The sequence below is a fragment of the Sphingomonas panacis genome, assembly GCF_001717955.1.
GTDB lineage: Bacteria > Pseudomonadota > Alphaproteobacteria > Sphingomonadales > Sphingomonadaceae > Sphingomonas > Sphingomonas panacis.
Window position 1 is genome coordinate 1,398,685 of record NZ_CP014168.1, and the last position, 24,758, is coordinate 1,423,442.

Consider the following 24,758-nt stretch of genomic DNA (forward strand, 5'->3'; position numbering starts at 1 on the left):
TTTCCTCCGCTGTCGCGGGCGGCGGCGCCTGCAGCACGCACCGGTACGAAAATCTGCGGAGAAGGCGCTGCAAAGCTAACGTCACTTTGCAACCTTGCGGCGTTCAATGGTGTCGAGGGTATTTCGATGACGGGCGTAAGCCGATCTCCAATGTGGCCAACAGCAAGTTCATAGTAACCTGAATAGCTGCCTGAGACGAGCCTTGTAGAAACCGTCTCCACAAGACCCGGCCCGCGCATCTCCCCGGTAGGCTCGCCATGCTCCGCGCATGAGCGATCCTGCCGACAACCAGCGCCTGATTGGCGACATTGTACGCGAAGGCACCATCGAATCCGTCGATCTTGCCAAGGGTACGTGCCGCTTCAAGACCGGCGATATCGTCACCGGCGACGTGCCTTGGCTCGCCGCACGCTCGGGCGCGACCAAATGCTGGTCGCCGCCCAGCGTCGGCGAGCAGGGCCTCCTTATCTGCCCCGAGGGCGACACCGAACGCGGCATCGTCCTGCCCGGCCTATTCAGCAATGCGCATCCTTCGCCATCGTCTGAGGATGTCGACCTTACCGAATATGCCGATGGCGCTCGCATTGGATATGATCCTACTGCCCACGCGCTAACCGCGATCCTGCCAAGCGGCGCGACCGCCCGAATCGAGGCAGACGGTGGCCTTTCGATCAAAGGCCCGGTGTCGATCGAGGGCAAGGTCACAGTCACCGAGACGATCGACGCGGAGGGCGAGATCACCGGCAACGGTATCAAGCTCTCCAAGCACCATCACGACAAGGTGAAGACCGGCACCGATGAGTCGGGCGATCCGGTATGAACGGTATGGACCGCACCACCGGTAAGCCGCTGAGCGGCGCCCCGCATCTGAGCCAGTCGGTTGGCGACATCCTCGGCACCCCGCTTGGCACCCGCATCGGACGCCGCGAATACGGCTCGATCGTGCCCGAGCTGCTCGATCATCCTCTCAACGATCTCACTCGCGTGCGGATCTTCGCCGCCTCGGCGCTCGCGCTGCAGCGTCAGGAGCCGCGCCTAAAGGCCGCGCAGTTCACCCTCGCGCGCGGCGCCGTGCCCGGCTCAGCCGTGCTGACGATCGACGGGCGCCGCACCGATGTCGCGGCGGTCAACGCCCGTGTCTCACTTTCCGTCCCCATCCGCTCGCTGACCGCTCTCTCCGCCTGAAAGGATCCTCATGCCCGCCCCCTACCAGCACGGCATCACCGTCACTGAAGTCGCCAGCACTGCCCGCACGATTGCGACCATCGCGACCGGCGTCATTGGCCTGGTCGCCACCGCCACCGCAGCGGCGGGCGCCGCGACCGCCGCGCTCGATGCTGCCTTCCCGCTCGATCGCCCGGTTCTCGTCAAGAACATCCTCGCGGCGATCGACGTCGCCGGCACCGGCGGCACCCTCAAGGCGACGCTGCAGGCCATCGCCGACCAGGTCCGCACGCCCGTAGTCGTCGTGCGCGTCGCGGCCGGCGCCGACGCCGATGCCACCAACCTCGCCGTGATCGGCACGGACACCGGCGGCGTGAAAACCGGCATGCACGCGTTGCTCGCGGCCGATGCGCAACTCGGCTACCGCCCGCGCATCATTGGCGCGCCCGGTCTCGATCCCCAGCCGGTCGCCACCGCGCTGGCGATCGTCGCCGGCAAGCTCCGCGCGATGGCCTATGCCGCCGCGATCGGCGCGACCCTCGCCGACGTGATCGACTATCGCGATCACTTCACCGCCCGCGAGCTGATGCTCATCTATCCCGACTTCCTTGCGCCCGATGGCGTGCTCGGCGCGACCGCGCCCAGCTTCGCCGTCGCTCGCGCCCTCGGCCTGCGCGCGCAGATCGACCAGACGATGGGCTGGAACAAGACCCTGTCCAACGTGCCCGTCACCGGCGTTGTCGGGCTCACCCACGATATCGGCTTCGATATCCAGAGCGTGGACAGCGACGCCAACCAGCTCAACGCCGCCAGCATCACGACGATCGTGCGACTGAACGGCGAGCTGCGCTTTTGGGGAAGCCGCACCTGCGCGCCGGCGGACAGCGACTTCACCTTCGAGAGCGCGACCCGCTCCGCCCAGATCCTCGCCGATACGATGGCGGCCGGGCTGGTATGGGCGATCGATAAGCCGCTGACGCCGAGCCTCGCCCGCGACATCGTCGAGGAGATCAACGACAAGCTGCGCGCGCTGGTACGCGGCGGGTTCCTGCTCGGCGCCGTCGCCTGGTTCGATCCCGACAAGAACCCGACCGGCTCGCTCAAGCAGGGCATCCTGCAGATCAGCTACAAATACACGCCGACCCCGCCGCTCGAGCACCTCGGGCTGCAACAGGAAATCACCGACGATTACCTGGCCGATTTCGCCGCGCTGGTCGCCGGCGCCTGATCCCTCACCTTCGGAGAAAACGCGATGGGTCTCCCCCGCAAGCTCAAGAACATCATGCTGTTCAACACTGGCGCAGCCTACCTCGGCGAGCTGACGTCCTTCACCATGCCCAAGCTTAGCCGCAAGTTCGAGGAGTATCGCGGCGGCGGCATGGACGGCCCCGTCAAGATCGACATGGGTAGCGAAGCGCTCGAGGCCGAATGGGTGTGCGGCGGTCCGATGCGCGACGTGCTGCGCCAGTACGGCGTCACCAGCGTTACCGGCGTCCAGCTACGTCTCGCGCTCGCCTACCAGAACGACGACACCGGCGACGTTGACACCGTGGAGATCGTCATTCGCGGTCGCCACGAAGAGATCGACATGGGCGAAGGCAAGCCGGCCGAGGGCGGCGAATTCAAGGTCAAGACCGCCATCGCCTACTACAAACTGACCTGGAACGGCACGACGGAAATCGAGATCGACCAGCTCGGCATGGTCTTCATCGTCGGCGGTATCGATCGCCTCGCCGAGATCCGCTCCGCCCTCGGCGTCTTCTGACAGGGCGGCGCCGGCCGGCGCCGCCCTCTACCCTTCAAAAATTGAGGCTGTTCCATGACTGAGACTTCGACCGATACGCCGCTGATGCGCGAATTCACCACCGACTTTCCCATCATGCTCGGGGGCAAGGAGCTTGTTCCCGCCGGCACGAAGGTCAGCGTGCGCAAGCCCGGTTCCGGCGAGTTGCGCGGGCTGAAGCTCACCGAACTGATCCAGCTCGATGTCGCCTCGCTCGAGGCGCTCGCGCCGCGCATCACCATGCCGATCATCTACAAGGGCGCGGTGCTTGATCCGTCCGATCTGATGCAGTTCGGCGGCGAGGTGATGGATTTTTTGCTGCCGAAGTCCGCGAAGGATGCGGTTTCCCCGCAAGCGTAGACGACGCGATGGCAGATCTGGCGATCGTCTTCCACTGGTCGCCAGCCGTCATGGACCCGATGAGCGTCGCCGAGCTGATGTCCTGGCGCGAACGCGCCGCCGCGCGCCATAACCCCGAAAGCTGAGCCGACATGGACCGCGACCTTCGCATTCGCCTGCTGCTCGAAGCGGCCGATCGCGTCACCGGCCCGCTGCGGGGTATCGCCGGCGGATCCTCGCGCGCCGCCCAAGCGCTCCGCGCCACCCGAGACCGGCTGAAGGAAGTCGAGCGCGCACAGGCGCAGATCGCGGGCTTCCGTCAGTTGAAGGCCGGGCTGCGCTCTACGGAAACCTCGCTCCACGCCGCCCAGACGCGGGTCGGCGATCTCGCACGACAGATGCGGGCTGCGGGAACACCCACGCGCGAAATGACGCGCGATTTCGCCCGGGCCAAGGCGGAGGCGCAGCGGCTCACTCGCCAGCATCAGACCGAATCGCGCGAGCTGCAGACCCTTCGCGATAGGCTTCGTGCGGCCGGCATCTCCACCAACGACCTCGCCCATCATGAGCGAGAATTGCGGGATCGCGCCGCAGGCACCAACCGCGAGCTGGCCGAGCAGGAACGCCGCCTTCGGCAGGTGCTCGACCGGCAGCGCAGGCTCACCGCTGCGCGCGAGCAGTTCAGTCGATACCAAGGCGTGGCGACTGGCCTCGCCGTCGGCGGTGCCGCCGCGATGGGCACCGGCATGATGATGGCGCGGCCCTTCCTCGGCGGTATCAAGGAAGCGCAGCTCTACCAATCGGTGATGACCGACATCGCTCAGAAAGCGGATATGTCGCGCCATGCGGGCGAGCGCATGGGCGTGGGCCTGCTCGCGGCGGCGAAGGCGGCGAACCAGATGCCCGCGGATCTGCAGGCCGGCGTGGATGCGCTGGCGGGCTTCGGCCTCAACCCGCAAAAGGCGGCGCAGATGATGCGGCCGATCGGCCGTGCCGCGACCGCGTACAAGGCCGAGATCGCGGATCTGTCGAAGGCCGCGTTTGCAGCCAATGACAATCTCAAGGTGCCGATCGACCAGACCGGCCGCGTCATCGACATCATGGCGCAGGCGGGCAAGAGCGGCGCGTTCGAAATCAAGGACATGGCGCAGTATTTTCCTGTGCTCACGGCCGGCTATCAGGCGCTCGGGCAAACTGGCACGGCTGCCGTTGCGGATCTCGCCGCCGCGCTCCAGATCGCGCGCAAAGGCGCTGGCGATGCGGCATCGGCCGCGACCAACGTCCAGAATGTCCTTCAGAAGATCGCGTCGCCCGCTACCATCGGGAAGTTCAAGAAGTTCGGCGTCGATCTGCCGGCCGCGTTGAAGAAGGCTTACGCCGAGGGCAAGACGCCGCTCGAAGCAATTGCGGAGCTGACCAACAAGACGCTGAACGGCGACCTCGGCAAGATCGGGTTCCTGTTCGAAGACGCCCAGGTGCAGCAAGGCCTGCGGCCGCTGATCCAGAACCTGCAGGAGTATAAGCGGATCCGCGCGGAAGCGGCGTCCGCTAACGGCACCACCGATCGCGATTTCGCCGAGCGCATGAAGGACTCGGCCGAGCAGTCCAAGCAGTTCAACATCAACGCCAAGGTGCTCGGCATCACGCTCGGCACGATGTTGCTGCCGACCGTCAACGCCGTCACTCAGAAGCTGACCGCGTGGGCGAACTGGATCGGTGAAGCCGCCAAGCGCCATCCGGCCTTGGCGAAAGGCATCACCTTGCTCGGTGGCGGGCTGGCGGCGCTATTGATTGTCCTGGGCGGCGCCGGCCTGGTACTGGCCGGCTTGGTCGCACCGTTCGCGGCGCTCGCGACCGTCGCGACCTTCTTCGAGATCGGCATGCTGCCGCTGATCGGCATTGTCGCCGGCGTCGTTCTCGGAATCCTCGCACTCGGGGCTGCCGCCTATGCGATCTATTCCAATTGGGGTGCGATAGCCGGTTGGTTCGCTGGGTTGTGGACCTCCATCAAGGCGGCGTTCTTCGGCAGCATCGCCGCGATCGGCGAGATGTTGGCAGGTTTCTCGCCCCTTGGCCTGTTGTCCAGCGCGTTTGCGGCGCTGATGAGTTGGCTTGGCGTGAAGATCCCCGCCGATCTCGCCACCGCCGGCAAGAACATGATCCTCGGCCTGATCGGCGGCATCACCGGCATGCTCGGCGCGCTGCAATCGACGATCGTCAACGCCGCGAGCTCGGCAGCCGAGTGGTTCAAGAAGAAACTCGGCATCCACTCGCCGAGCCGCGTCTTCATGGAATTCGGCGGGCATATCATGACCGGCCTGTCGAACGGCATCGCCGGCGGCGAGGACGGGCCAGTCGGGCGAATCGACCGCCTCTCCAAGCGGCTTACGGCGGCGATGGTGGTTGGCGCGGCATTGCCCGCCGTGGCGACGGCCGCGTCCGGGCAGGTGGGCGCGCAGGCTCGACAGACAGGCAGCGTTGCTGGCGGGAACCGCTACGAAATTCATCTCCACGCCGCGCCCGGCATGGATGAAGCGAAGCTGATGGAGATGTTGCAGCGGAAGCTCGACGAAATCGAGCGTCGCGACCAAGCGAAGAAGCGCTCCAGTTTCGCCGATCAGGCAGACTGGAGTGAGCGCGCATGATGCTTTCCCTCGGCATGTTCGTGTTCGCCATCCCGACCCTAGCTTACGAGGAGATGAGGCGCCGCGCCGACTATCGCCATGCCCGTTCGGCGCGGATCGGCGCGCGCGATGCAACCCAGTTCGTCGGACCCGGCGATGAGACCATTTCGCTTTCCGGCGCGGCCTTCGCCGAGCTGTCCGATGGTCAGGCATCGCTCGATGAACTCCGCGATATGGGAGCCAGCGGCGACGCCTGGCCGCTCGTCGATGGCACGGGCCGGGTCTACGGAGCCTTCGTCATAGAAGGCGTCGACGAAGGCCAGAGCCATTTCCTGCCCGACGGCACCGCTCGCAAGATCGAGTTTTCGATATCGTTGCTCCGCGTGGACGAGGACCGCGACGATTCCACGTCGAGCACCAACGGGGATACTGTACCCGAAAGCGATGATGCGTGATGATCTCGAATATCCCGGATTACCGTGTCACGCTCGACGGCAAGGATCTGACTGCCCGCTTCCGGCCACGCCTGCTTTCGCTCAGCATCACTGAGAAGCGGGGCGACGAAGCCGACCAGCTCGACATCGCCCTCGACGATGCCGATGGACGGCTGGCGCTGCCCAAGGCCGGCGCCGTGCTCCATATTCAGATCGGCTGGAAACAGGGCAGCGGCGTCAAAGTTGGCCTGGTCGATAAGGGCAGCTTCGTCGTCGATGAGATCGAGCATAGCGGCCCGCCCGACGCCGTGACGATTCGCGCGCGCTCCGCGGACTTTACCAGCGATCTGCGCACCCGGCGGGAGAAAAGCTGGCATGACACCACCGTCGGCGCCGTCGTGACCGAGGTGGCCGGCCGCAATGGCCTATCCGCCCGCTGCGCGCCCGCTCTGGCGTCAATTGCCGTGAAGACCCTCGCGCAGAGCCGCGAGAGCGACATGGCATTGTTGCGTCGGCTCGGCCGCGAGCACGATGCCGTCGCCACCATCAAGCGCGGCGCGCTCATCTTCGCGCCCGTCGGCAGCGGGCAGACCGCGAGCGGCGCCGCTTTGCCCTCGCTCAGCCTGCGCCGGCGTGACGGCGATCGGCACAGCTATCGCATCGAGAAGCGCGAGGAGGCCGATGGCGTCACCGCCAGCTATCACGATCGTGACGAGGCCGCACGCAAGGACGTGACGGTAGGGAAGACCGCCGGCGCGAAGAAGTTGAGCCATGTCTATGCCACCAAGGCGAGCGCCGAGCGTGCCGCTAAATCGACGATGAAGCGTGCGAAGCGCCAGCCCGTGTCACTCACGCTCGCATTGGCACTCGGCCGCGCCGATCTCTATCCCGAGCAGAAGGCCAGCGTGTCGGGCTTCAAGGCTGAGATCGATGCCGTGGCCTGGCTGGTGTCCGAGGTGACGCACACCGTCAACGATCGGGGTTTCGTCACTGGGCTGAAGCTGGAGAATGCTCCTTAACTATTCCCCCTTGAACATTTTGGTGTCGATACCGGATTTCGCGGCGGCATCGAAAAACCCGGCCGCGCAAAATATCGACGCGGACTGTGCTGTTTGTAGATATTCTTTCGCCTCGGTGACGGCAGATGGACGCAGATTTCCATCAACCACTTCGGCGACTTTCGAATATGCCGTGGATCTGACCATTTGGGCTTGGCCGCATTTCTCGATCGCGTCCGCAAACGCCGTCTTCTGCGAACCGTCGAGCGACGCCGGGGGTAACAGTTTGTTGGTTTCGGTGGATGCCGAGCTGCAGGCTTCCTCGGCCGCCTTTGCTGCCGGGTAGATCTGATAGGGATCTGCGGATGCGCCCGCCTTGGCGACCCTTTTAGATGCTGATGAGCAAGCCTCATCTATCCGAACGACCGAATCCCACAACGCTGTAGCTTCGCGCTCGGCCCGCGCCTTGATGTCAGGCGAGCCAGGCGGGCGCGCGGCGGACGGCGCCGGATGCGTCGTGGCGGACACTTCTGGCTGGCCTTGCTGTGCTGGCGTCGGAGTTAAGATCAGCCCGAGTACGAACGAAACGAATCCTCCGACAGACAACCATAACGCGACGCGCCTTTTCGCCCGCAACACCTTGAGCGGGATGAACATCAGCAGTCCGACAATCAGCGCGAGGAGGCCAAAGACCCCGAGCACCGGACCCAAATTCCCCATAAATCCTCCCCCTTATGCGCCTGCTGCGCAGTTATCCCCACAATCCCCAGCCGAGGAATTTTCCTACAGCGGCCCACCCGTGTAATGAGAACACAACAGGAACAAGCCAGGACGAACTTTGAGCGCCCCGATATATCGATCAACGCCGGGTTGCGATCTTGCCTGCCCTCGATGCGACGTCATGTGCGCGACGATGGTGGCGATTCGCGATGATCTCTGGCGGGAGGTGGAACGGCTTCACCGCGAGCGGGGATTACGGCCGGCGCATGTTCGGGCGCGAGATCTCGAAGCTGCGCAAAGCCAGTTGGCAGACGCCGAGCGAGCAGTTGCGCGATTTCGTCCTTCGGCCTGGTCAGATCGAGCGGAAGCAGCAGACCTTCGAACATCCGCGCCAGCGCGGCTTCACTAGGCAGCAGAACCTGCATCGTCACCGTCTGAGGTTTCGCGCCGACATAGGCCGTAGCCGAAGCTCCAAGATCTCGGGGAACGCTTTCGCCCCGCAACCACTGCAGCGACACTCCAAGGTACTCGGCGATCTCAGGTAGAAATCTAGACCGGAGAGTGGTGCCGACCAGAATTTGGCTGATCGCCCCCTGCGTGCATCCGACCGCATTAGCAAGCTCGAGCTGCTCGACACCTCGAGCAGCCATAGCCTCACGCAGTCTGTCACCAATGATCGACATCCCGCGACCTTATCGAAAAAAAATAGCTGGCTAATATAGATTGCTATTGCAGATGCATTAGATTGCTAATACGAACGCCGCATGACGAGCCGATATGACCTCAGCAGCGAAGAATATTCTTCCGCTTTCAAGGCCTTCGAGGAGGCTGTCGCTGCGGCGCCTGGACAGACCGCATTCGCAAATGTCTGCCGTTGCACGCAGGGCAATATTTCCCAGCTCCTCCGTGCGAAATCGTTGCTGCCGGAGCGCTACGTTCTGAAAGCGGAGGCCGCGACTGGTGTCTCCCGCTTTCGCCTGCGCCCCGACATCTATCCGCGTGACCATGCCAGCGACCTATCCGCCGGCACGAAGCGTGTCGCGTGCGATCGGACGCCGATTTTGGACCGAGCCGCCCGTGGCTGACCTTTTCACCACAGCGCAGGCGCTGCCTGCCAACCGGCTCGCGGAACACCGCGTCCGCACGCTGCCGTCGCTTGTCTATGCGCTCCAGCATCTCACCAAGGTCGCAAGCGATCGGAAGTGTGGCGCGGTCAACCTCGCCGATATCGATCCGCTGCATGGCGCGGTCGTATCGCTCAATGTGGACGATCGCGGCCTGCTCTATGTCGCCTTCGAGGGCATGGCGTCGTGACAAAACCCGTCGCGCCTCTCACCTTCCCGCACGCGATCCGGCGTGTCGCGGCTGTGCTCGACTATCCCGAGATTGCGCGTGTAGTGCGCCGCAGCCCGAGCCTCGCGCGTAAATGGTCAGATCCAGCGACGGGGAAATCGCCGTCGCTCAACCAGGCGCTTGCGATCGAGGCAGCGTATCGCGCCGCCGGCGGCGAGGGCTCGCCCATCCTTGAGGCATTCGGCTTCCAGCTCGACGCCATGATCGTCGAGCAATCCGCCTGCCAACGCGCGCTTGCGGACGAGATCGCCCACTTCGCCAAGGAATGCGGTGAGGCGATCGCCGTCAGCATCGCGATCACACAACCGGGCAGCATCAGCCCATCATCTGTTCATCACGCTCTGGTCGAAGCCGAGCAGGCGCGCAGCGCCGCCGGCACCTTCATCGGGCGCCTTAAAAGTTTCCTTCCGCGCGGCGCGGGGCCGCTCGGGGAAAACGCCGGGGGAGGCACCGAGTGACGACGAAGATCAGACTGCCAAGAATCGACTGCCCGCATTGCGGCCATCGCGCGATGGTCCGCACCAGCGAGCAGATCACACTGACATACCGCGAGCTTCGCCTCGCCTGCGACAACGACGACTGCGGGCACACGATGCTCGCCAGTTTGGAAATCATTAGGACGATCCGGCCCAGCCTGCGGCCGAACCCCGAGGTATTGTTGCCGATCGGCAACCAGAACGTGCGCGTGCGGAGACCGCGCCACGCCAACGACGACACGCGGATCCCCGCCAACGACGAGGATCCGCTGCGCCCTGCTCCCGAGGCGATGACCATGAGCGAAACAAGCTGATCCGCGCGGCGTAAGCCGCGCCCGATCCTGCCCACACCCCCTGACCAGCCGACCCGGCCGCAGCTCCCCCGCTGCCGGGAACGGCCCCCGCTTGCCTGCGAAAGACCGCCATGACCGCCGAGACCGACATCGCCAACATCCGCGCCGATCTCAAGCAGATCTCCGACGCACTCGACAACCACGGAACCGCCTTCGGGATCGGTCTACTGCACCCCGAATTGAAAGATGCGCTCCGATCACTTTCGCGAGCCACAGACGATCGCCCTTCGCGCCCCGAGCGAGGCGAATTCTGGTCGCAGCGCGAGTTGCTGGTCAACCTGGTGCCGATCCGCACTCGCCTGGAGAACTGCCTGCTGTCAGGCACTTTGCACGAGGCAGACATCATCGGCGCCGTTGGTCCGGCTTTGCATCACGTCGCCGGCGGCATCGTTGACCTGATGAAGACGATGGCGCGCTCCACGCCGCGCACCGGCACGGCGGGCTGATCGACCAGCCATGCGGAACGATCTGCTCATAGAACTGACAGCACGCCTCAAGCGGGATTACAGCTTCGAGGAGAAAGGCACGTACCTGCGGCGCGGCAAGTGCCCGCAATGCTCGAAGGGCCAGCGCGAGCTGTGGACCTTTGCCGACAAACCTTGGGTGCTGCGCTGCGGTCGCATCGAACGTTGCGGCTGGGAAGGCCACGTCAAGGAACTGTACCCCGACATCTTCGACGACTGGTCGAAGCGCCACAAGAAGACCGAGGCTGCGCCGAACGCCGCTGCGGACGCCTATCTCCTCCATGCCCGCGGTTTCGACCTGCAGGGCCTGCGCGGCGCGTACAGCCAGGAATCGTATCACGATCACGAATTGGGCATCGGCTCCGCCACGGTGCGCTTCCCGCTGCCCGGTGGTGGCTATTGGGAACGGCTGATCGACCAGCCCGCCCGCTTCGGCAAGAAGAAGGCGCGCTTTAGCTACGGCAATTCCTATCGCGGGCAGTGGTGGCAGCCGCCCGGCGTCACCTTCGAACACCTCGCGACCGAACCCGAGATCTGGCTCGCGGAGGGCATCTTCGACAGCGTGGCGCTACGCCAGGGCGCGAAGCTCGCCGCCGTATCGCTCATGTCGTGCAACAACTATCCGGCGCAGGCGCTGGCGGATTTGCGCCGCGCTGCCGCCGCGATCGGTCTCGCGCCGCCCAAACTGATCTTCGCCTTCGACGTCGGCAAGGCGGGCACGGAATATACGCGTCGCTTCGTCAAACAGGCGCGCGAGGAAGGCTGGATTTGCGGCGCCGCCCAGGTGCGCCCCGATGGTGAGGGCGACAAGCTCGACTGGAACGATCTGCTCCAACGCGATCGTCTCACGCCGACGCATATCGAGGAATATCGCTGGAACGGCGATGTCACCATCGCCGGCAGTGCGACCGAAAAAGCGCTGCTCTTCTACCAGCGCCACAAGTCGCAATCCTTCCCGCTCGTCTTCGCGGGGCGCCAGCTCTGGGCGCAATTCTCGATCGATCGCATCCAGGCAATCATCCAGCAATGGCTCGAGTCCGAGGATGACGAGCACGCGCAGTTCAAGAAGCTGCCGTTTCCCGAGCAGTGGAACCTAGCCGCAGCCGAGGCGGTCGATATCTCGGAATTGGCGAACTGCACCTTCCGCACGCTGTACTTCCAGCGCGACCCGAACCTCGAGGAAGGCGCCTATTTCATCCGCATCGACTTCCCGTCCGATCGGGCGAGCGTAAAGGCGACCTTCTCGGGCGCCGCCTGCGCCGCCAGCGCGGAATTCAAGAAGCGCCTCGCCTCGATCGCGCCGGGTGCGCAGTGGATCGGTAGCCAGTTCCAGATCGACAAGCTGATGCTGCGCCAGTGGGCGAACATCCGCATGGTCGAGGCGATCCAGTTCACGGGTTACTCGATCGACCACGCCGCATGGATCTTCGGCGACATCGCCGTCCACAAGGGCCGGGTCTACGAGCCGAACGACGAAGAATATTTCGTCCTCGGCAAGCAATCGGTGAAGCTGCGCACCTCCGAGCGGCTGCTCCGCATCAGTTACGACGCCGACAAGCTCAACCTCGCTTGGGTGCCGCACCTGCTCACCGCCTATGGCGCGAAGGGCACCGTCACCCTCGCGTTTTGGTTCATGGCACTATTCGCCGACCATATCCGTGCCGCGCAGGATAGCCTTCCCTTCCTTGAGGCGACCGGCATCCCCGGCACCGGCAAGTCGACGCTGCTCGAGTTCCTGTGGAAGCTCTACGGCCGACTCAATTACGAGGGGTTCGATCCGACCAAGGCAACCAACGCCGGCATCGCCCGCACGCTCGGTCAGGTAGGCAACCTCCCTGTCGTGCTGATCGAGGGCGACCGCGCCCAGGACACCCCGCACGCGCGCCGCTTCGAATGGGACGAACTGAAAACCGCCTATAACGGTCGCGCTGTTCGCACGCGCGCGATTGCCAATGGCGGCATGGAGACGTTCGAACCGCCGTTCCGGGGTGCGATCGTCATCGCGCAGAACGATCCCGTCGAGGCGTCGCCGGCGATGCGCGAGCGCATCATGGGCATCCACTTCGACAAGTCGATGTTCAGCCCGGCGTCGAAGGCCGCTGTGGAGCATCTCTCCGGCCTCGATGTCGAGGACATCTCCGGTTTCATCATCCATGCCGTGCGGCGCGAGGAGAAGATCCTCGAAGCCTACCGCGCCGCCTTCAAGACGCACGAAAAGGCGATGCTCGCACAGCCCGGGATCCGCAACGGTCGCCTCGCCAAGAACCACGCGCAGCTCGCCGCGATGCTCGATGCCATGCGCTTGGTCGTTGGCAACCTGTCCGATCGCGACGTCGCCGACGCCCACAAGCTGATCGCGACGATGCTGCACGAGCGCCAGCGAGCGGTCGAGACGGATCACCCGCACGTCACCCTGTTCTGGGAACGGTTCGATTACATCGCCGCCAACGAGGGCCTCACCCCCGAGCGGCCAATCAACCACAGCCGTACCCAGGACGTGTTCGCGGTCAGCCTCGTCCATTTCGAGCAGAAATGCGGCGACATGCGGCTCTCGCTGCCGTGCCCGATGACCGAGCTCAAGCGCCTCCTCAAGACGTCGAAGGCGCGCAAGTTCGTCGACGCCAAGCCGGTCAATTCCATCACCGGAAAGACCGTCAACTGCTGGGTTTTCGAGAACCCGGCTCACCCCGCCCCCCAGAAGAAGGACATCAAGTGATGTTGCACGCCCCCATCACGGCGCACGCACCTGCACGCCCGCAGGCCGCGCCCGCCCCGCTTACCCCCAACGCCTACCTCAAGCTGCGCCGCGCTGCCGCTGGCCTGACGATCGCCCAGGTCGCCGAGATCATCGCGCCGCGCCAAGCCGATCGCAGCGAGGCGACCGCCTTCGTCGCCCTGGTCGAAGCCGATGGCGTGATCGCGCTGAAGGAAACCACGCTCGAGCTGCTGCAAACGGCATATCCGTTTGATCCCGACGTCTACCGTCAGCTCTCGGCCGAGCCGGTCGAGCGTCATCCGCGCATCTGTCGCGGCTGCGGCTGCACGACCTACGATCCATGCGTCAGCGATGGACAATGCTGTGGCTGGGCTTCGGACAGCTCCTGCGATCGCTGTGCCGGCGATGCAACCCTCGGCCGGGGAACACGGGCATGACGGCGATGACAATGCGCGCCGTGTCCGACGGCAATGGTGGCTTCCGCCATGTCCCGACGCCGTTCGTTCCGACGATCGTCGGCAAGGGCAAGGCCAAGAAGAAGGCGACTCCGCCCGACCCGATCGTGACCAACGGAGAGAGCGGCGCCGAGCAGCTCCGCCTCGGCATCGAGCGCATCGAGCGGCTGCATGAAGAGCGGAACGGCATCAACGAGGATATTCGCGACGTCGAGGCCGAGTTGAAGAGCACCGGGTTCGACATCAAGGGCATCCGCGCGATTATCGCGCTTCGCAAGACCGAGAAGCACCACCGCGACGAATTCGAGGCGATCCTCGAGACGTACAAGTCCGCGTTGGGCCTCGCCTGATGCCGCCCGCCACGCCCGCGCCGCGCTACCCGCGCGCCCGCAAGGTCGCGATCGTCCTGCTCGCGATCCTAGCCGCGCCGATCATCTTCGTCGCTTTCCTCGCCACCTTCGATCGGAGCCGCTGATGCCCCGCTACAGCCACGTCCACAGTCAGAATTGCCGCTGCGTTCATTGCCCCGGCGCTCAACGCGCACCGTCGAAGTTCGCGGGCGCACGTCCGTTTCTGACGTCCTCCCTGCGCGCTTATGCCCGAGCGGTCTCCACATACCTGATTGCGATGCTGATCGCGCTGATCGTCTCGCACATCACGGGGATCCGCTGATGCTCAGCGCACGCGAAATGCGCAAGCGCGACGATCGGCGCGTCGCGCTGTCGATCAAAGCGAAACTGACGCCGGCCGAGGAGGCCGAGCTGGCGCAGCTCGAGCGCTGGTACGACTCGACCTGGCGCACGCTACCGCGCCAGATCGCGGCCGCGCGTGCCAAGCTCGAACGCCTCAAGGGCTTTGCCGAGCATCTCGGCGTCGGGTGCTGATGCCACGCCGGCGCGCCCGATCGGAGCCTGACAGCCCACAGCGCCTCGCGCTCGCGGTTGCCCGGCACCGCCTGGCGCTCGCGCGGCTGGACGCCCTGCGGGCGGGCAGACCGCTGCCGGAAGCACCGCCCGAACCTCTGCCGCCCTCGGCCGCGCCGATCACGCCCAGCGCCAGCCCGGAGCAAACCTACCGCAACACCGAGCGCCTGCTCGGAGAAGGGAGCGACCAATGAAGATTGAAAAGGTCAAGAACGCCGCCAAGCGGTTCAAACGCGCGCTGCTCGCAAAAGGCGTGGATATAACCCACACGCTCTGTCTCGAGGCCATCGCGGCCGGGCTGGGCTTTCGCAGCTACCACGCGCTGCAACTCGCGGCGATTTCCGGCGAACCCCTGCAATGGATGCCAGATCGCGCGGTCCGTCGGCTGATCCAGCTCGACCACATGCGTGCGCCGACTCGGCAGATGCACAGCGATATCTACAAGCCCGCCGAGCCGCTCGATCGCATGTTCCTGCTCGGCGTCCTCGCCGAAACCCCACTCCACTTCGGCGCGGGGGTAGATCATGTTTGATCCGACATCCATCACGACACATCCGCGCAAAAGCCCTGCGGAGATCCGCGCCGTAGCGCTCCAGACCGTGTTCCCCCTCGCCGAACGCATCACCAACAGCGAACCGCTGATGCGCGTCTACTGCGCCATCGAATGGGGCGAGCTGGACGAAGGCGGCCAGGAATGGATCAGCGCGATCGTTCGCGAGACCCTCGCTTGCGCCGCTGCCGGCAACACCCAGCTCTATAACATCGGCGAGCGAACGATGGCCCAGGTGTTCAACGCCGCTGGCTTGACGCACATGAGCGATATGCAAGCCGTGCTGGACGCGGTCGAAAGCGCTCTCGCGCAAACCAATAAAACGGCCATCACCGACGAGCAGATCCTAGCAGCGATGCAGCATCGCCCCTCCGGGATCTTCACCTACGTCATACGCAACGTTCTCGCCTCGGAGTTGCACGTCCAGCGTAGCGCGATCTCTGTCGCGAAGGTTCGCCGTCGCCTGCACCGCCTCGAAGCGGCCGGCCGGGTCAGGAGCAAGAACTGGGGTCCGGGCTGCGCTCACGAGTGGATCATCGTGCGATGAAAGCCCTCACCATCTGGCAGCCCTGGGCCTCGCTCATTATCGCCGGCGCCAAGCCCTACGAGTTTCGCGGCTGGCGCGCGCCGCGTTCCGTCATCGGCCAGCGCATCGTCATCCACGCGGGAGCGCACAAAGTCCGTCGCGACGATCTCAACGATATGCTCTGTGCATTGGCGTTGCGCGACCGCTGCGACGCATTCGCCCAGGCTGCGGCCGAACTGTGCCTCAAGCCCGAATTGGCGATACCCGTCCTCAACGCCGCGCTGGAAGGGCAACTCCCGATGTCGGCCGGCCTCGGCACCGCGATCGTCGGCGAACCGCGCCTTGGCACTGACATAGCCGAAGAGTTCGGCGTGCCCCGCGCGAACGACAGTGATCGCGACCAGCATGCAAACTGGGGCTGGCCAATGCTCGATATCGAACATTGGGGCGTGCAGATCCCGATGCGCGGCGCACAGGGTGTCTGGAATTGGCCGACCCCGGCCGAGGTGGCGTTGTGATGCGCTGGCTTCCGCGCGTCACATGGGGCGGTGCCGTTCAATCCGATCGCAACGGCGATTGGGATGGCGGCTATATCCGCCTAACTCTCGGGATGTGGTCAGTCGAGGTCACCGCGACCAAGCTCGACGCCCGGTTTCGCGGGAGGGCAGATCGATGAGGTCGCAGATGAACCTCTTCGCCGCCGGCTTCGCAAATCTTGCCATTGACGATCGCGTGCGTGCCGCCATCGCAGCGGGCGCGCCCGTCGCTTTCAGCCTGTCAGGCGGCAAGGACAGCGTCTCGATCGGCCATGCCACCAACGCGCTGCTCGACCAGCTCAGCCACCCGCGCGAGCGGCGCGCGGCAGTCCATGCAGATCTCGGCCGGATCGAGTGGCGATCGACGCCCGCGCTGGTCGAATCGGCCGCCGCCGCGATCGGCGTGCCGCTCATCATCGTGCGCCGCAAGGCTGGCGATCTGGTTGATCGCTGGAAACGCCGCTTCGAGCTGGGCTGCGAGCGCTATGTCGATCTGCTCACTTACCACCTCACCGGTCCGTGGAGTTCGGCCAGCAACCGCTTCTGCACAGCCGAGTTGAAGACGCAGGTCATCCTCCCCGAGCTGCTGCGCCGCTGGCGCGGCACACAAATCCTTTCCGTCGTCGGCATCCGCCGCGAGGAGAGCCTCAAACGCCGCCTTGCGCCAATTTCTAAGGTCGAAGGGAAGCCGTGGGTGCGAGCCAACGGGGGCGGCATCATCACTTGGCACCCGGGCGTCGATGTCCGCGAGGACGAGGTCTATACCTACATCGCGCGCGAGCGCCTGCCACTCGCCGAGGCATATCCGCTGGGCAGCACCCGGTTCGGCTGCGCCTTCTGTGTGTTGGCTTCGGCGAACGATATCGGCGTGGCGGCGCGCGCGCCCGGTAACCTCGGCGTGCTGCTGCACTTGGTCGATATCGAGGCTACCTCGACCTTCTCATTCCAGCCCGAGCGCTGGCTCGGCGATGTCGCGCCGGATCTGTTGCCGGCGTCGCTCGCGGCAGATTTCGCGCGCGGCAAGGCGCTCGCCCAGGAGCGGCGCCGGCTTGAGGATAGGATGCCCGCTAACCTCCGCTACGTGAAGGGCTGGCCACAGCGCGTGCCCTCGCTCGCAGAAGCGAGCGTCATCCTGACCACCCGCACCGCGATCCTCGCCATGCACGGTCTCGCCTCGCCCTACGACACGCCTCAACTGATCCGCGACCGCATAGCTGCCCTGTACGATGCCCAACGGGTGAAGGAAGCGGCATGACGCCCGTCATCATAGGCCGGGCCACGCTCTACTGCGGCGACGCCTACAACATCCGTCCTCAGCTCGGCTTCCACGATGCCGACGTAGCGGACCCGCCCTACCGGTTCCGCGCCGAGGGTGGCGGGCGCTACCGCAAGGCGCGCCCGAACATGGACCGGATCACGGACGAGGCGCTGCATCGCGGCTTCGACATGGCGATCGTCAACCCGCTGCTGTGCGGCGCGGCGATCGTCTTCGCCCACAACGACCAGCTCGCCGAGCTGCTGCGCCTGGTCCAAGGCCAGTTCCACCGCCATGCGCTGTGCGTCTGGCAGAAGACGAACCCGCAGCCGGTCGCCAACAAGCATTATCGGCCCGACGTCGAGTTCTACGTCCATGCGTGGAACCGCGGATATCATCCTTCGGGCACGCTCGCCGAGCTGATGCGCGTCAGCCGCATATCGTCGCCGCGCCTCGCCGCGCGCTTCGACCATCCGACCTGCAAGCCAGACGCCCTGATGAGCAAGATCATCGCCAACGCGGCCGGCACGAGCATTTGCGACCCGTTCATGGGAACAGGCTCGACCGGCGTCGCCGCGATCCGCGCCGGCAAGCGCTTCACTGGCATCGAGCGGGATCCGCGATATTTCGCAACGGCGGTGGAGCGCATCGCCACGGCGGTCGCCGAGTTGGAGAGGATGGCGGCATGACGGCGCCCGCCCGGTTCAAACAACAGGACATTACGCGGGCGTTGCGCGGCGCGCGGGCGGCTGGCTTTACGCGCGTTCGCGTCGGAATTGACGTAACCGGTAACATGGTGATCGATGCGGCCGACGATTCGGTGGAACTGCCCGCACCGGCCAATCCGCTCGACAGGATCCTGCCCCGACGATGAAAACCCGCTATCGCAACGTGACTGTCGGCCCCGATCGCCACGGCAAGTTGCGCGCGCGCTTCCGCAAGACTGGCGCGCCGGCGTCCTACATGAAGACCTTGCCCGATCAGCCGGGCTTCGACGCAGAGTATCGGGCGCTAGTGGATGGCGCCAGCAAGGCGAGTGCGGCCAGCCCCGGTGTGATCCCGCGTAGCGTCAGTGATCTGCTCAACCGCTTCTATGCCTCGGCCGATTTTCGCGGTGCGGGTTCGGATGAGAGCCGCAAGCGCCGGCGCGGGATCCTCGAGAGCATCCGCGCGGAGTTCGGCAACGACCTGGTCGCCAATTTCACCTTCGAGCATATCGAAGCAATCCTGCTCGCTCGCTGCGAGAAGCGGAAAACCGACAAAGGCCGCACCGTCGGGGGCATGGTGGCCGCGATGAACCTGCGCGAGGAACTGGATCGGCTGTTCCGCTACGCCAAACGCATCAAGTGGCGCACCGACAATCCCGTTGAGGAAGCAGCGCCGGTCGGCAAGGCTAAGATCGGCAGCTTCTACAGTTGGACCGAAGCCGACATCCAACGTTACAAGGATCACCATCCACTCGGCACGAACGCGCGCCTGGCGCTGGAAATCCTGCTTTGGACCGGGCAGCGGCGCGGCGATGCGACGCGGTTCGGTCGAAAGCACATCGTGCGCGGGAAGATCAATTTCGAGGCGCGCAAGAATGGCGCGGATCTCTGGCTACCCGTCGCGCCGGATCTACGCCGCGCGATCGAGGCGATGCCGACCGTGGGAATCGATACCTTCCTCGTCACCCACTATGGCAAGCCCTTCACGAAAGACGGCTTTGGCAACCGCATGCGCGAGTGGTGCGACGCGGCCGGCCTGCCGCAATGTACCGCGCACGGCTTGCGCAAGGCGATCGCGCGCCGCTCGGCCGAGACCGAGGCAACGCAGCAGGGCATCAAGGCGGTAGGCGGCTGGAAGGGCGACGAGGAGGTCCGCACCTATGTCGCCGGCATCGAGCAAGAACGCCTCGCCGACCTCACGCTGGGGCGGGTGATCGAACGCTTTTCGGAGCGAAATCCGGCAGAATTGGCTAACCGGGCTGACCCGAATTTGCCTAACCCTGACAAGAACGGCTGATTTCCGCCGTTTTTTCGGCTCGGTGGTGGGCTCGCCGGGATTCGAACCCGGGACCTACAGATTAAAAGTCCGTTGCTCTACCGACTGAGCTACGAGCCCCCAACCGAAGGACGCCCGTTAGGGGCGCTTGGCCCGCCGGTCAACCATGCGTGCCCGCGCGGCGAGCTGGCGGATGGTATGCCCCGACTGCGGATCGCGCCACAGCGGGGCGATCTGCGCGAGCGGATCGAGCACGAAGCGACGCGCGCGGAAGGCGGGATGCGGGATGACGAGCTTCGGCAGGCGCACGCGCCCGCCGCTCCACAGGATGATGTCGAGATCGATCACGCGCGCCCCCCAGCGCTGGCCGCGCCGCCGCCCGAAGCCGCGCTCGATGGCCTTGAGCGCGGCGAGCAAAGCCGGCGGATCGAGCGGTGTTTCCAGTAATACCGCACTGTTGGCGAAGCGCCGCGACGACGGCCCGAGCGGTGCTGTATCGAACACCGGCGCGACCGCGCGGACCCGCCCGAGCCGGGCGATCCCGGCGATCGCGGCGCGCAATTCGGCGGCAGGAGACCCGTGGCGGCCGCGGCGGTTCGATCCGAGCGCGAGGGCATAGCTTGTCGGCATGGCGGCACCCGCCTACGCCAGCGTGATGCTGTCCCCAAGCCCCAACCCGCCCGTCTCCGACCTGCCCGATCCCGCGCCGGAGGCGTTCGTCCCGACGAGCCCGCTGCCCGAGACCGAGCCGCCGCACGATTGCCCGCGCTGCCCGCGCCTCGTCGCGGTGCGCGATGCGCTGCGAGTCGAATATCCGAAATGGTGGAACGCGCCCGTGCCCGCGTTCGGCGATCCGCAAGCGTGGCTCGGCATCATCGGCCTCGCCCCCGGCAAGCACGGCGCGAATCGCACCGGGCGGCCGTTCACCGGCGATTACGCCGGCGACCTGCTGTTCGCGACGCTCGCCAAATTCGGTCTCGCCTCGGGCGTGTACGAGGCCAAGCCCGATGATTCGCTTCGGCTGGACGGCGCGATCATCCTCAGTGCGGTCAAATGCCTGCCGCCCGAGAACAAGCCGACGCCCGAGGAAATCCGCACCTGCCGCGCGTTCCTCGACGATCAGGTCGCGGCCTTGCCAAGCGCGCGCGTGTTCGTCGCGCTCGGCGAGCGGGCGCACCAATCGGCGGTGAAGGTGCTCGGCGGGCGGCTCCCCAAAGCGCGGTTCGCCCACCTTGCCGAGCATCGCATGCCCGACGGGCGCATACTGATCGATAGCTATCACTGCTCGCGCCACAACCAGAACACCGGCGTGCTCACGAGCGAGATGTTCGAGGCGGTGTTCGCGCGCGCGCTGGAGCTTCGCGGGCACGTGTAATTGCGAACGAGAGGGCGGAGATTGGCTGCTTCGTCAAAACAAACACGGACGCGGAGGAGAGCGCCTCGCTCGATCCCCCGCGTATCGTAATCGCCGGTGCCGGTCTTACCGGCGGCGTCCTCCCCAGGGCGTTCTTATGTTCGAGACGGCGGCTACGACACGCAGAGGCCTAGCCGAGTCGAAACCAAAAAAAAAAGGCCGGTACGAGACCGGCCTGAAAAGTTTTAGGAGAGGATGCCTGAAAGGCACACTCTTTGTGCGCCGCAACACGGCCGCTCGCAAGTGCAAAATTTGCAATTACTCTTGCAGAAATACGACGATGCGGTGTTCTGCGTCGACGAGTGGTGAAACTTTGCGAATGATAGCGTTCACACGTCCTGCGCGAGCCGTCCGTACAGGTCGGGCCGACGATCGCGGAAGAAGCCGAAAGCGGCGCGGTGGCGCTTGACGCGATCGAGATCGAAGGTCGCGGTCAGCACGCCAGTCTCGCCCGCACCGAATTCCGCGACCAGATCGCCGCGTTCGTCGCAGATGAAGCTGTGCCCGTAGAAGCTCTGGCCGTGTTCGGTGCCGATTCGATTCGCCGCCACCACCGGCACCACGTTCGACACGGCATGGCCGACCATCGCGCGCCGCCACAGCCGCGAGGTATCGAGATCGGCATCGTGCGGCTCGCTGCCGATCGCGGTCGGGTAGAACAGGATTTCGGCGCCCATCAGCATCATCGCGCGCGCCGTCTCGGGATACCATTGATCCCAGCACACCCCGACGCCGAGCGTGGCGGCTTTCCCCGAAATTGGCGGCCCCGGCCAGACCTTGAAGCCGGTGTTGCCGGGGCGGAAGTAGAATTTCTCCTCATAGCCGGGGCCATCGGGGATGTGGCTCTTGCGGTAGACGCCCATCACGCCGCCGTCGGGGCCGATCATCGCCAGCGAATTGTAATGGTGCGGCCCGTCCGCCTCGAAGAAGCTGGTCGGGATATAGACGCCGAGTTCCCTGGCCAGCGCCTGCATCGCCAGCACCGCCTTGTGCTCGGCGGTCGGCTTGGCGGTGGCGAACAGCCCCTCGTCCTCGACCCGGCAGAAATATTCCCCCTCGAACAGTTCGGGCGGCAGGATCACCTGCGCGCCTTTGCTGGCCGCCTCGCGGACGAGCTCTGAGACATGGGCGATATTGGCATCAATATCGTTGCTGAAGGCGAGCTGCAGCGCAGCGACTTTGATCTCGGTCATGACGCTCCCATAGCGGCTGCCTGTGACATCCGCACCCTCCAGGTCGCAGAATTGCGCGTGAGGTAGGCGGAGATGGGGATGAGCGGAGCGTTGGGAAAGGCGCGCGAACGGCGCAACGTGGCTGGGGAGCGAACATCGCGCCTCAGAGACATTGACCGGCATATATTGCCCATATGCGTGTAATCCGCGATGCCTCTGCTCTCCACCGGATTGACCACCCAATGATGCAGGGAAAACCTTTCCGCTCGAAGGTTGCATCGTGCCACGGGCCATCCTCATCTTTGGCAGCGGGGCCTAAAATAAAGCCATCTCCTCTCAACTGCTTAACCACTTCTGATTCGGACGAGCCAATCGGAAAACGGAGTTGAACTCGCCTGTTTAGTTCTGCGGTTCCCTCTTTGAAATTAGCCGGCAAGCCATGCGTTAATTCTGGCTCGGCTTTTCCCCCGCAACTCGCCAGCGCTAGAAATGATAGGACAAGTAAGCGTCTCACTCGTCCAATCTAACGATCCGCTGAACGGCCGCAACTGGGCGGGAGCTGACCTCCCTAGAAGGAGCGGCTCAGAACTGGTGCCCGGTGCGGTCGCGCTTGGTCGCCAGATAGCGTTCGTTGTGCGGGTTGGCGGGCAGCACGTGCGGAACGCGCTGGGTGACGGTGATGCCAGCCGCTTCGAGTTGCGCGACCTTTTCGGGGTTGTTGGTGAGCAGCCGCACCGCATCCTGCCCAAGCAGCGCGAGCATCCGCGCCGCCACCGCGAAATTGCGCGAATCGATCGCGAAGCCGAGCCTCGTGTTGGCGTCGACCGTGTCGAAGCCCTGATCCTGAAGCGCATAGGCGCGCAGCTTGTTGATCAGGCCGATGCCGCGCCCCTCCTGCCGCAGATACAGCAGGATGCCCCAGCCGCTCGCCGTGATCGCCGCGATCGCCGCGTCGAGTTGCGGGCCGCAATCGCACTTCAGGCTGCCGAGCACGTCGCCGGTCAGGCATTCGCTGTGCAGCCGCACCAGCGGCGGCGTGCCGTCGGGCGTGCCGATCAGCAGCGCGACATGCTCGCCGGGCATTTCGGGGGTTCGGAAGGCGTAGATCTCGGCGTGTTCGGCGCCCGCGACCGGCAGGCGCGCGTGCGTGGCGATGGTGAGGCGCGCCGCATCCTCGTGCGCGCCGATATCGGCCGGGGTGATCGTCAGCGCGGCCGATCCGCCCGGCAGCGCGAAGAACGCCGGCAGCATCCCGCCGATCCGCGCGAGCGCGAGCGCCGCGCCGGCCGCCGCGGTCTCGGCGAGCGGGGTCGCGTAGAACGGCCCCATCAGCGGGTTCTGGAGATCGAATTGCGGATCGGCGAGTGCGGTCGCGGCGGCGAAATCGAGCCAGCGCGTGCGGTCGATCAGCACCGGCGCGTCGGGCACGGCGGCGTCGCGCTGGTTGGCGAGCTTGAGCGTCACCGCGCGGCCGGCGCTGAGCAGCACCGGCGCGACGCCGGTCGGATCGAACGCGGCGAGCCGCGCCGGATCGGCGGTTTCGATCGGCAGCAGCGCCAAACTACCATCCGCGCCGTGGATCGCGATCGGCCAGCCGCGCCGCAGCGCGTCGATCGCCAGCGCGGTCAGCCGTGCATCGCTCATGCCGCGAACTCGGTCATGATCGGCACGTGATCGGAGGGTTTGAGCCAGCTCCGGCAGCCTTCGAACACGGTATGCGACACCGCCTTGGCGGCGACCTCGGCGGTCGCCCACATATGGTCGAGCCGGCGCCCGCGATCGTTGACGGTGAAATCGGGCGAGCGGTAGCTCCACCACGTATGCAGCCGCGCCGGGGCGGGGTGGAAATGCCGGCCGAGATCGACCCAGGTGTTCGACGCCTTGAGCCGGTCGAGCGCATCGACCTCGATCGGCGTATGGCTGACGACGTTCAGCAATTGCTTGTGCCCCCATACGTCCGAGGGCAGCGGCGCGATGTTGAAATCGCCGACCAGCAGCGTGGGCGCGGTGAGGCTCTTCGACCAGGCGGTCATCCGCTCGACGAAATCGAGCTTCTGGCCGAACTTGGGGTTCACGTCGCGATCGGGCACGTCGCCGCCCGCCGGCACATAGACGTTCTCGATCCGCATCCCGTTCGCCAGCCGCACGCCGATATGGCGCGCCTCGCGATTCGCCTGCCAGTCGAGCCGGTCGTCCTCGACCAGCGGCACACGGCTGAGGATCGCGACGCCGTGGTGCATGCGCTGGCCGTGGAGCATGATGTGCTTGTAGCCGAGCGCCTTGAACGCGGCGGCGGGGAAATCGCCGTCGATCACCTTGGTTTCCTGAAGGCACAGGATGTCGGGCGAAACCTCGCGCAGGAACTGTTCGACGATCTCGATGCGGAACCGCACCGAGTTGATGTTCCAGGAGACGATTTTCAGCGTGTCGGCGGCGGAAGAAGGCATTGCAGGCATGTAGCCATCGCCGCGACGCTACGCCAGCGCGGTTGTTTACAGGGGCGCATTCCGGTCGGCAGGG

33 protein-coding genes and 1 tRNA gene are annotated in these 24,758 nt (G+C 65.4%); 27 read left to right on the forward strand and 7 right to left on the reverse strand.

Translation table 11 applies throughout. The annotated features are described in order from the left end of the window. Positions 1 to 268: 268 nt before the first annotated feature. Genes J0A91_RS06295 through J0A91_RS06335 form a run of 9 tightly spaced genes read left to right on the forward strand, consistent with a single transcriptional unit; the run spans position 269 to position 7,363 of the window. On the forward strand, positions 269 to 820 hold the full coding sequence (locus J0A91_RS06295) for a phage baseplate assembly protein V (RefSeq protein WP_069204199.1): 552 nt from the start codon (positions 269 to 271) through the stop codon (positions 818 to 820). Between the two features lie 5 nt (positions 821 to 825). Beyond that, a complete protein-coding gene (locus tag J0A91_RS06300) occupies positions 826 to 1,185 on the forward strand; it encodes a GPW/gp25 family protein (protein ID WP_240502220.1) in 360 nt (119 codons plus the stop codon). 10 nt (positions 1,186 to 1,195) lie between these two features. After that, positions 1,196 to 2,392 carry a phage tail sheath subtilisin-like domain-containing protein gene (locus J0A91_RS06305; RefSeq protein WP_069204201.1) on the forward strand — a complete coding sequence of 399 codons (1,197 nt, stop codon included), beginning with the start codon at positions 1,196 to 1,198 and terminating at the stop codon, positions 2,390 to 2,392. Between the two features lie 24 nt (positions 2,393 to 2,416). Further along, entirely contained in the window at positions 2,417 to 2,929 is a 513-nt protein-coding gene (locus J0A91_RS06310; RefSeq protein ID WP_069204202.1) for a phage major tail tube protein, read from the forward strand. Positions 2,930 to 2,983: 54 nt separating this feature from the next. Further along, positions 2,984 to 3,307 (forward strand): phage tail assembly protein, encoded by a 324-nt coding sequence (locus tag J0A91_RS06315; protein WP_083224530.1) that lies wholly within the window; start codon positions 2,984 to 2,986, stop codon positions 3,305 to 3,307. Positions 3,308 to 3,315: 8 nt separating this feature from the next. Beyond that, on the forward strand, positions 3,316 to 3,432 hold the full coding sequence (locus J0A91_RS06320) for a GpE family phage tail protein (protein ID WP_069204203.1): 117 nt from the start codon (positions 3,316 to 3,318) through the stop codon (positions 3,430 to 3,432). 6 nt (positions 3,433 to 3,438) lie between these two features. Further along, positions 3,439 to 5,931 carry a phage tail tape measure protein gene (locus J0A91_RS06325; RefSeq protein WP_069204204.1) on the forward strand — a complete coding sequence of 831 codons (2,493 nt, stop codon included), beginning with the start codon at positions 3,439 to 3,441 and terminating at the stop codon, positions 5,929 to 5,931. Then, positions 5,931 to 6,365, forward strand: a complete 435-nt coding sequence (locus J0A91_RS06330; protein ID WP_338056965.1) for a phage tail protein — start codon at positions 5,931 to 5,933, stop codon at positions 6,363 to 6,365. The genes J0A91_RS06325 and J0A91_RS06330 overlap by 1 nt, the downstream gene beginning before the upstream one ends. Further along, positions 6,365 to 7,363, forward strand: coding sequence for a contractile injection system protein, VgrG/Pvc8 family (locus tag J0A91_RS06335; protein ID WP_069204206.1), 999 nt, complete (start codon positions 6,365 to 6,367; stop codon positions 7,361 to 7,363). The genes J0A91_RS06330 and J0A91_RS06335 overlap by 1 nt, the downstream gene beginning before the upstream one ends. On the opposite strand, the gene J0A91_RS06340 is transcribed toward J0A91_RS06335, so the two are convergent. After that, the gene (locus tag J0A91_RS06340; RefSeq protein WP_150126841.1) at positions 7,364 to 8,062 is read right to left on the reverse strand and encodes a hypothetical protein; all 699 of its coding nucleotides are present in this window, start codon (positions 8,060 to 8,062) and stop codon (positions 7,364 to 7,366) included. It abuts the gene before it with no gap. Between the two features lie 179 nt (positions 8,063 to 8,241). Then, positions 8,242 to 8,745, reverse strand: coding sequence for a helix-turn-helix domain-containing protein (locus tag J0A91_RS06345; RefSeq protein WP_083224531.1), 504 nt, complete (start codon positions 8,743 to 8,745; stop codon positions 8,242 to 8,244). A gap of 81 nt (positions 8,746 to 8,826) precedes the next feature. Between J0A91_RS06345 and J0A91_RS06350 the strand changes: the two genes are divergently transcribed. The 17 genes from J0A91_RS06350 to J0A91_RS06425 all read left to right on the forward strand — a co-directional run bounded on the left by J0A91_RS06350 (position 8,827) and on the right by J0A91_RS06425 (position 19,673). Then, entirely contained in the window at positions 8,827 to 9,147 is a 321-nt protein-coding gene (locus J0A91_RS06350) for a transcriptional regulator (protein ID WP_069204209.1), read from the forward strand. After that, positions 9,140 to 9,376, forward strand: a complete 237-nt coding sequence (locus tag J0A91_RS06355) for a hypothetical protein (protein ID WP_083224532.1) — start codon at positions 9,140 to 9,142, stop codon at positions 9,374 to 9,376. The genes J0A91_RS06350 and J0A91_RS06355 overlap by 8 nt, the downstream gene beginning before the upstream one ends. After that, positions 9,373 to 9,873 (forward strand): hypothetical protein, encoded by a 501-nt coding sequence (locus J0A91_RS06360; protein ID WP_083224533.1) that lies wholly within the window; start codon positions 9,373 to 9,375, stop codon positions 9,871 to 9,873. The genes J0A91_RS06355 and J0A91_RS06360 overlap by 4 nt, the downstream gene beginning before the upstream one ends. A gap of 53 nt (positions 9,874 to 9,926) precedes the next feature. After that, complete coding sequence (locus tag J0A91_RS06365) at positions 9,927 to 10,205, forward strand: ogr/Delta-like zinc finger family protein (RefSeq protein WP_083224534.1); 279 nt, start codon at positions 9,927 to 9,929, stop codon at positions 10,203 to 10,205. Between the two features lie 110 nt (positions 10,206 to 10,315). After that, a complete protein-coding gene (locus tag J0A91_RS06370; protein ID WP_069204210.1) occupies positions 10,316 to 10,690 on the forward strand; it encodes a hypothetical protein in 375 nt (124 codons plus the stop codon). A 10-nt stretch (positions 10,691 to 10,700) separates the two neighbouring features. Beyond that, the gene (locus tag J0A91_RS06375) at positions 10,701 to 13,424 is read left to right on the forward strand and encodes a toprim domain-containing protein (protein ID WP_069204211.1); all 2,724 of its coding nucleotides are present in this window, start codon (positions 10,701 to 10,703) and stop codon (positions 13,422 to 13,424) included. Further along, positions 13,424 to 13,861, forward strand: a complete 438-nt coding sequence (locus J0A91_RS06380; RefSeq protein ID WP_069204212.1) for a hypothetical protein — start codon at positions 13,424 to 13,426, stop codon at positions 13,859 to 13,861. The genes J0A91_RS06375 and J0A91_RS06380 overlap by 1 nt, the downstream gene beginning before the upstream one ends. A 125-nt stretch (positions 13,862 to 13,986) precedes the next feature. Beyond that, complete coding sequence (locus J0A91_RS06385; RefSeq protein ID WP_069207093.1) at positions 13,987 to 14,229, forward strand: DUF2312 domain-containing protein; 243 nt, start codon at positions 13,987 to 13,989, stop codon at positions 14,227 to 14,229. Beyond that, positions 14,229 to 14,354, forward strand: a complete 126-nt coding sequence (locus tag J0A91_RS25050) for a hypothetical protein (protein WP_276204607.1) — start codon at positions 14,229 to 14,231, stop codon at positions 14,352 to 14,354. The genes J0A91_RS06385 and J0A91_RS25050 overlap by 1 nt, the downstream gene beginning before the upstream one ends. A gap of 196 nt (positions 14,355 to 14,550) precedes the next feature. Then, positions 14,551 to 14,763 carry a hypothetical protein gene (locus J0A91_RS06390; protein WP_069204213.1) on the forward strand — a complete coding sequence of 71 codons (213 nt, stop codon included), beginning with the start codon at positions 14,551 to 14,553 and terminating at the stop codon, positions 14,761 to 14,763. A 229-nt stretch (positions 14,764 to 14,992) separates the two neighbouring features. Continuing rightward, positions 14,993 to 15,334 (forward strand): glyoxalase superfamily protein, encoded by a 342-nt coding sequence (locus J0A91_RS06395; protein WP_069204215.1) that lies wholly within the window; start codon positions 14,993 to 14,995, stop codon positions 15,332 to 15,334. Then, complete coding sequence (locus J0A91_RS06400) at positions 15,327 to 15,899, forward strand: hypothetical protein (protein ID WP_069204216.1); 573 nt, start codon at positions 15,327 to 15,329, stop codon at positions 15,897 to 15,899. Before J0A91_RS06395 ends, J0A91_RS06400 begins: the two co-directional genes overlap by 8 nt. After that, on the forward strand, positions 15,896 to 16,396 hold the full coding sequence (locus tag J0A91_RS06405; RefSeq protein WP_069204217.1) for an ASCH domain-containing protein: 501 nt from the start codon (positions 15,896 to 15,898) through the stop codon (positions 16,394 to 16,396). The genes J0A91_RS06400 and J0A91_RS06405 overlap by 4 nt, the downstream gene beginning before the upstream one ends. A gap of 166 nt (positions 16,397 to 16,562) precedes the next feature. After that, positions 16,563 to 17,669 carry a phosphoadenosine phosphosulfate reductase domain-containing protein gene (locus J0A91_RS06410; RefSeq protein ID WP_083224535.1) on the forward strand — a complete coding sequence of 369 codons (1,107 nt, stop codon included), beginning with the start codon at positions 16,563 to 16,565 and terminating at the stop codon, positions 17,667 to 17,669. Further along, positions 17,666 to 18,358 (forward strand): DNA methyltransferase, encoded by a 693-nt coding sequence (locus tag J0A91_RS06415; RefSeq protein WP_069204219.1) that lies wholly within the window; start codon positions 17,666 to 17,668, stop codon positions 18,356 to 18,358. Before J0A91_RS06410 ends, J0A91_RS06415 begins: the two co-directional genes overlap by 4 nt. Then, positions 18,355 to 18,543 carry a hypothetical protein gene (locus J0A91_RS06420; RefSeq protein WP_069204220.1) on the forward strand — a complete coding sequence of 63 codons (189 nt, stop codon included), beginning with the start codon at positions 18,355 to 18,357 and terminating at the stop codon, positions 18,541 to 18,543. The genes J0A91_RS06415 and J0A91_RS06420 overlap by 4 nt, the downstream gene beginning before the upstream one ends. Next, positions 18,540 to 19,673 (forward strand): tyrosine-type recombinase/integrase, encoded by a 1,134-nt coding sequence (locus tag J0A91_RS06425; protein ID WP_069204221.1) that lies wholly within the window; start codon positions 18,540 to 18,542, stop codon positions 19,671 to 19,673. The genes J0A91_RS06420 and J0A91_RS06425 overlap by 4 nt, the downstream gene beginning before the upstream one ends. A 23-nt stretch (positions 19,674 to 19,696) precedes the next feature. Here the strand turns inward: J0A91_RS06425 and J0A91_RS06430 are convergent. Then, positions 19,697 to 19,772: transfer RNA gene (locus J0A91_RS06430), tRNA-Lys, on the reverse strand. Between the two features lie 18 nt (positions 19,773 to 19,790). Further along, positions 19,791 to 20,282, reverse strand: coding sequence for a 2-amino-4-hydroxy-6-hydroxymethyldihydropteridine diphosphokinase (gene folK, locus J0A91_RS06435; RefSeq protein WP_069204222.1), 492 nt, complete (start codon positions 20,280 to 20,282; stop codon positions 19,791 to 19,793). A 25-nt stretch (positions 20,283 to 20,307) separates the two neighbouring features. Between folK and J0A91_RS06440 the strand changes: the two genes are divergently transcribed. Next, positions 20,308 to 21,027: a uracil-DNA glycosylase gene (locus tag J0A91_RS06440; protein WP_083224913.1), complete on the forward strand. Its 720-nt coding sequence runs from the start codon at positions 20,308 to 20,310 to the stop codon at positions 21,025 to 21,027. 368 nt (positions 21,028 to 21,395) lie between these two features. Here the strand turns inward: J0A91_RS06440 and aguB are convergent, their stop codons facing one another. The 3 genes from aguB to J0A91_RS06455 form a co-directional block, all read right to left on the reverse strand. After that, entirely contained in the window at positions 21,396 to 22,259 is an 864-nt protein-coding gene (gene aguB / locus J0A91_RS06445) for an N-carbamoylputrescine amidase (RefSeq protein ID WP_069204223.1), read from the reverse strand. 561 nt (positions 22,260 to 22,820) lie between these two features. After that, on the reverse strand, positions 22,821 to 23,882 hold the full coding sequence (gene ribA / locus J0A91_RS06450) for a GTP cyclohydrolase II (RefSeq protein WP_069204224.1): 1,062 nt from the start codon (positions 23,880 to 23,882) through the stop codon (positions 22,821 to 22,823). Beyond that, complete coding sequence (locus J0A91_RS06455) at positions 23,879 to 24,694, reverse strand: exodeoxyribonuclease III (RefSeq protein ID WP_240502221.1); 816 nt, start codon at positions 24,692 to 24,694, stop codon at positions 23,879 to 23,881. The genes ribA and J0A91_RS06455 overlap by 4 nt, the downstream gene beginning before the upstream one ends. Between the last annotated feature and the right edge of the window lie 64 nt (positions 24,695 to 24,758).

Excerpts from the sequence above, each read along its gene's own strand:
- J0A91_RS06365 (WP_083224534.1), top strand. The coding sequence starts at position 9,927 with ATGGTCCGCACCAGCGAGCAGATCACACTGACATACCGCGAGCTTCGC.
- J0A91_RS06345 (WP_083224531.1), bottom strand. The coding sequence starts at position 8,745 with ATGTCGATCATTGGTGACAGACTGCGTGAGGCTATGGCTGCTCGAGGT.
- J0A91_RS06455 (WP_240502221.1), bottom strand. The coding sequence starts at position 24,694 with ATGCCTGCAATGCCTTCTTCCGCCGCCGACACGCTGAAAATCGTCTCC.
- J0A91_RS06295 (WP_069204199.1), top strand. The coding sequence starts at position 269 with ATGAGCGATCCTGCCGACAACCAGCGCCTGATTGGCGACATTGTACGC.
- J0A91_RS06325 (WP_069204204.1), top strand. The coding sequence starts at position 3,439 with ATGGACCGCGACCTTCGCATTCGCCTGCTGCTCGAAGCGGCCGATCGC.
- J0A91_RS25050 (WP_276204607.1), top strand. The coding sequence starts at position 14,229 with ATGCCGCCCGCCACGCCCGCGCCGCGCTACCCGCGCGCCCGCAAGGTC.
- J0A91_RS06300 (WP_240502220.1), top strand. The coding sequence starts at position 826 with ATGGACCGCACCACCGGTAAGCCGCTGAGCGGCGCCCCGCATCTGAGC.
- J0A91_RS06305 (WP_069204201.1), top strand. The coding sequence starts at position 1,196 with ATGCCCGCCCCCTACCAGCACGGCATCACCGTCACTGAAGTCGCCAGC.
- J0A91_RS06350 (WP_069204209.1), top strand. The coding sequence starts at position 8,827 with ATGACGAGCCGATATGACCTCAGCAGCGAAGAATATTCTTCCGCTTTC.
- folK (WP_069204222.1), bottom strand. The coding sequence starts at position 20,282 with ATGCCGACAAGCTATGCCCTCGCGCTCGGATCGAACCGCCGCGGCCGC.
- J0A91_RS06315 (WP_083224530.1), top strand. The coding sequence starts at position 2,984 with ATGACTGAGACTTCGACCGATACGCCGCTGATGCGCGAATTCACCACC.
- J0A91_RS06405 (WP_069204217.1), top strand. The coding sequence starts at position 15,896 with ATGAAAGCCCTCACCATCTGGCAGCCCTGGGCCTCGCTCATTATCGCC.
- J0A91_RS06420 (WP_069204220.1), top strand. The coding sequence starts at position 18,355 with ATGACGGCGCCCGCCCGGTTCAAACAACAGGACATTACGCGGGCGTTG.
- J0A91_RS06390 (WP_069204213.1), top strand. The coding sequence starts at position 14,551 with ATGCTCAGCGCACGCGAAATGCGCAAGCGCGACGATCGGCGCGTCGCG.
- J0A91_RS06310 (WP_069204202.1), top strand. The coding sequence starts at position 2,417 with ATGGGTCTCCCCCGCAAGCTCAAGAACATCATGCTGTTCAACACTGGC.
- J0A91_RS06370 (WP_069204210.1), top strand. The coding sequence starts at position 10,316 with ATGACCGCCGAGACCGACATCGCCAACATCCGCGCCGATCTCAAGCAG.
- J0A91_RS06380 (WP_069204212.1), top strand. The coding sequence starts at position 13,424 with ATGTTGCACGCCCCCATCACGGCGCACGCACCTGCACGCCCGCAGGCC.
- J0A91_RS06415 (WP_069204219.1), top strand. The coding sequence starts at position 17,666 with ATGACGCCCGTCATCATAGGCCGGGCCACGCTCTACTGCGGCGACGCC.
- aguB (WP_069204223.1), bottom strand. The coding sequence starts at position 22,259 with ATGACCGAGATCAAAGTCGCTGCGCTGCAGCTCGCCTTCAGCAACGAT.
- J0A91_RS06335 (WP_069204206.1), top strand. The coding sequence starts at position 6,365 with ATGATCTCGAATATCCCGGATTACCGTGTCACGCTCGACGGCAAGGAT.
- ribA (WP_069204224.1), bottom strand. The coding sequence starts at position 23,882 with ATGAGCGATGCACGGCTGACCGCGCTGGCGATCGACGCGCTGCGGCGC.
- J0A91_RS06440 (WP_083224913.1), top strand. The coding sequence starts at position 20,308 with ATGCTGTCCCCAAGCCCCAACCCGCCCGTCTCCGACCTGCCCGATCCC.
- J0A91_RS06330 (WP_338056965.1), top strand. The coding sequence starts at position 5,931 with ATGCTTTCCCTCGGCATGTTCGTGTTCGCCATCCCGACCCTAGCTTAC.
- J0A91_RS06400 (WP_069204216.1), top strand. The coding sequence starts at position 15,327 with ATGTTTGATCCGACATCCATCACGACACATCCGCGCAAAAGCCCTGCG.
- J0A91_RS06410 (WP_083224535.1), top strand. The coding sequence starts at position 16,563 with ATGAACCTCTTCGCCGCCGGCTTCGCAAATCTTGCCATTGACGATCGC.
- J0A91_RS06340 (WP_150126841.1), bottom strand. The coding sequence starts at position 8,062 with ATGGGGAATTTGGGTCCGGTGCTCGGGGTCTTTGGCCTCCTCGCGCTG.
- J0A91_RS06395 (WP_069204215.1), top strand. The coding sequence starts at position 14,993 with ATGAAGATTGAAAAGGTCAAGAACGCCGCCAAGCGGTTCAAACGCGCG.
- J0A91_RS06320 (WP_069204203.1), top strand. The coding sequence starts at position 3,316 with ATGGCAGATCTGGCGATCGTCTTCCACTGGTCGCCAGCCGTCATGGAC.
- J0A91_RS06425 (WP_069204221.1), top strand. The coding sequence starts at position 18,540 with ATGAAAACCCGCTATCGCAACGTGACTGTCGGCCCCGATCGCCACGGC.
- J0A91_RS06375 (WP_069204211.1), top strand. The coding sequence starts at position 10,701 with ATGCGGAACGATCTGCTCATAGAACTGACAGCACGCCTCAAGCGGGAT.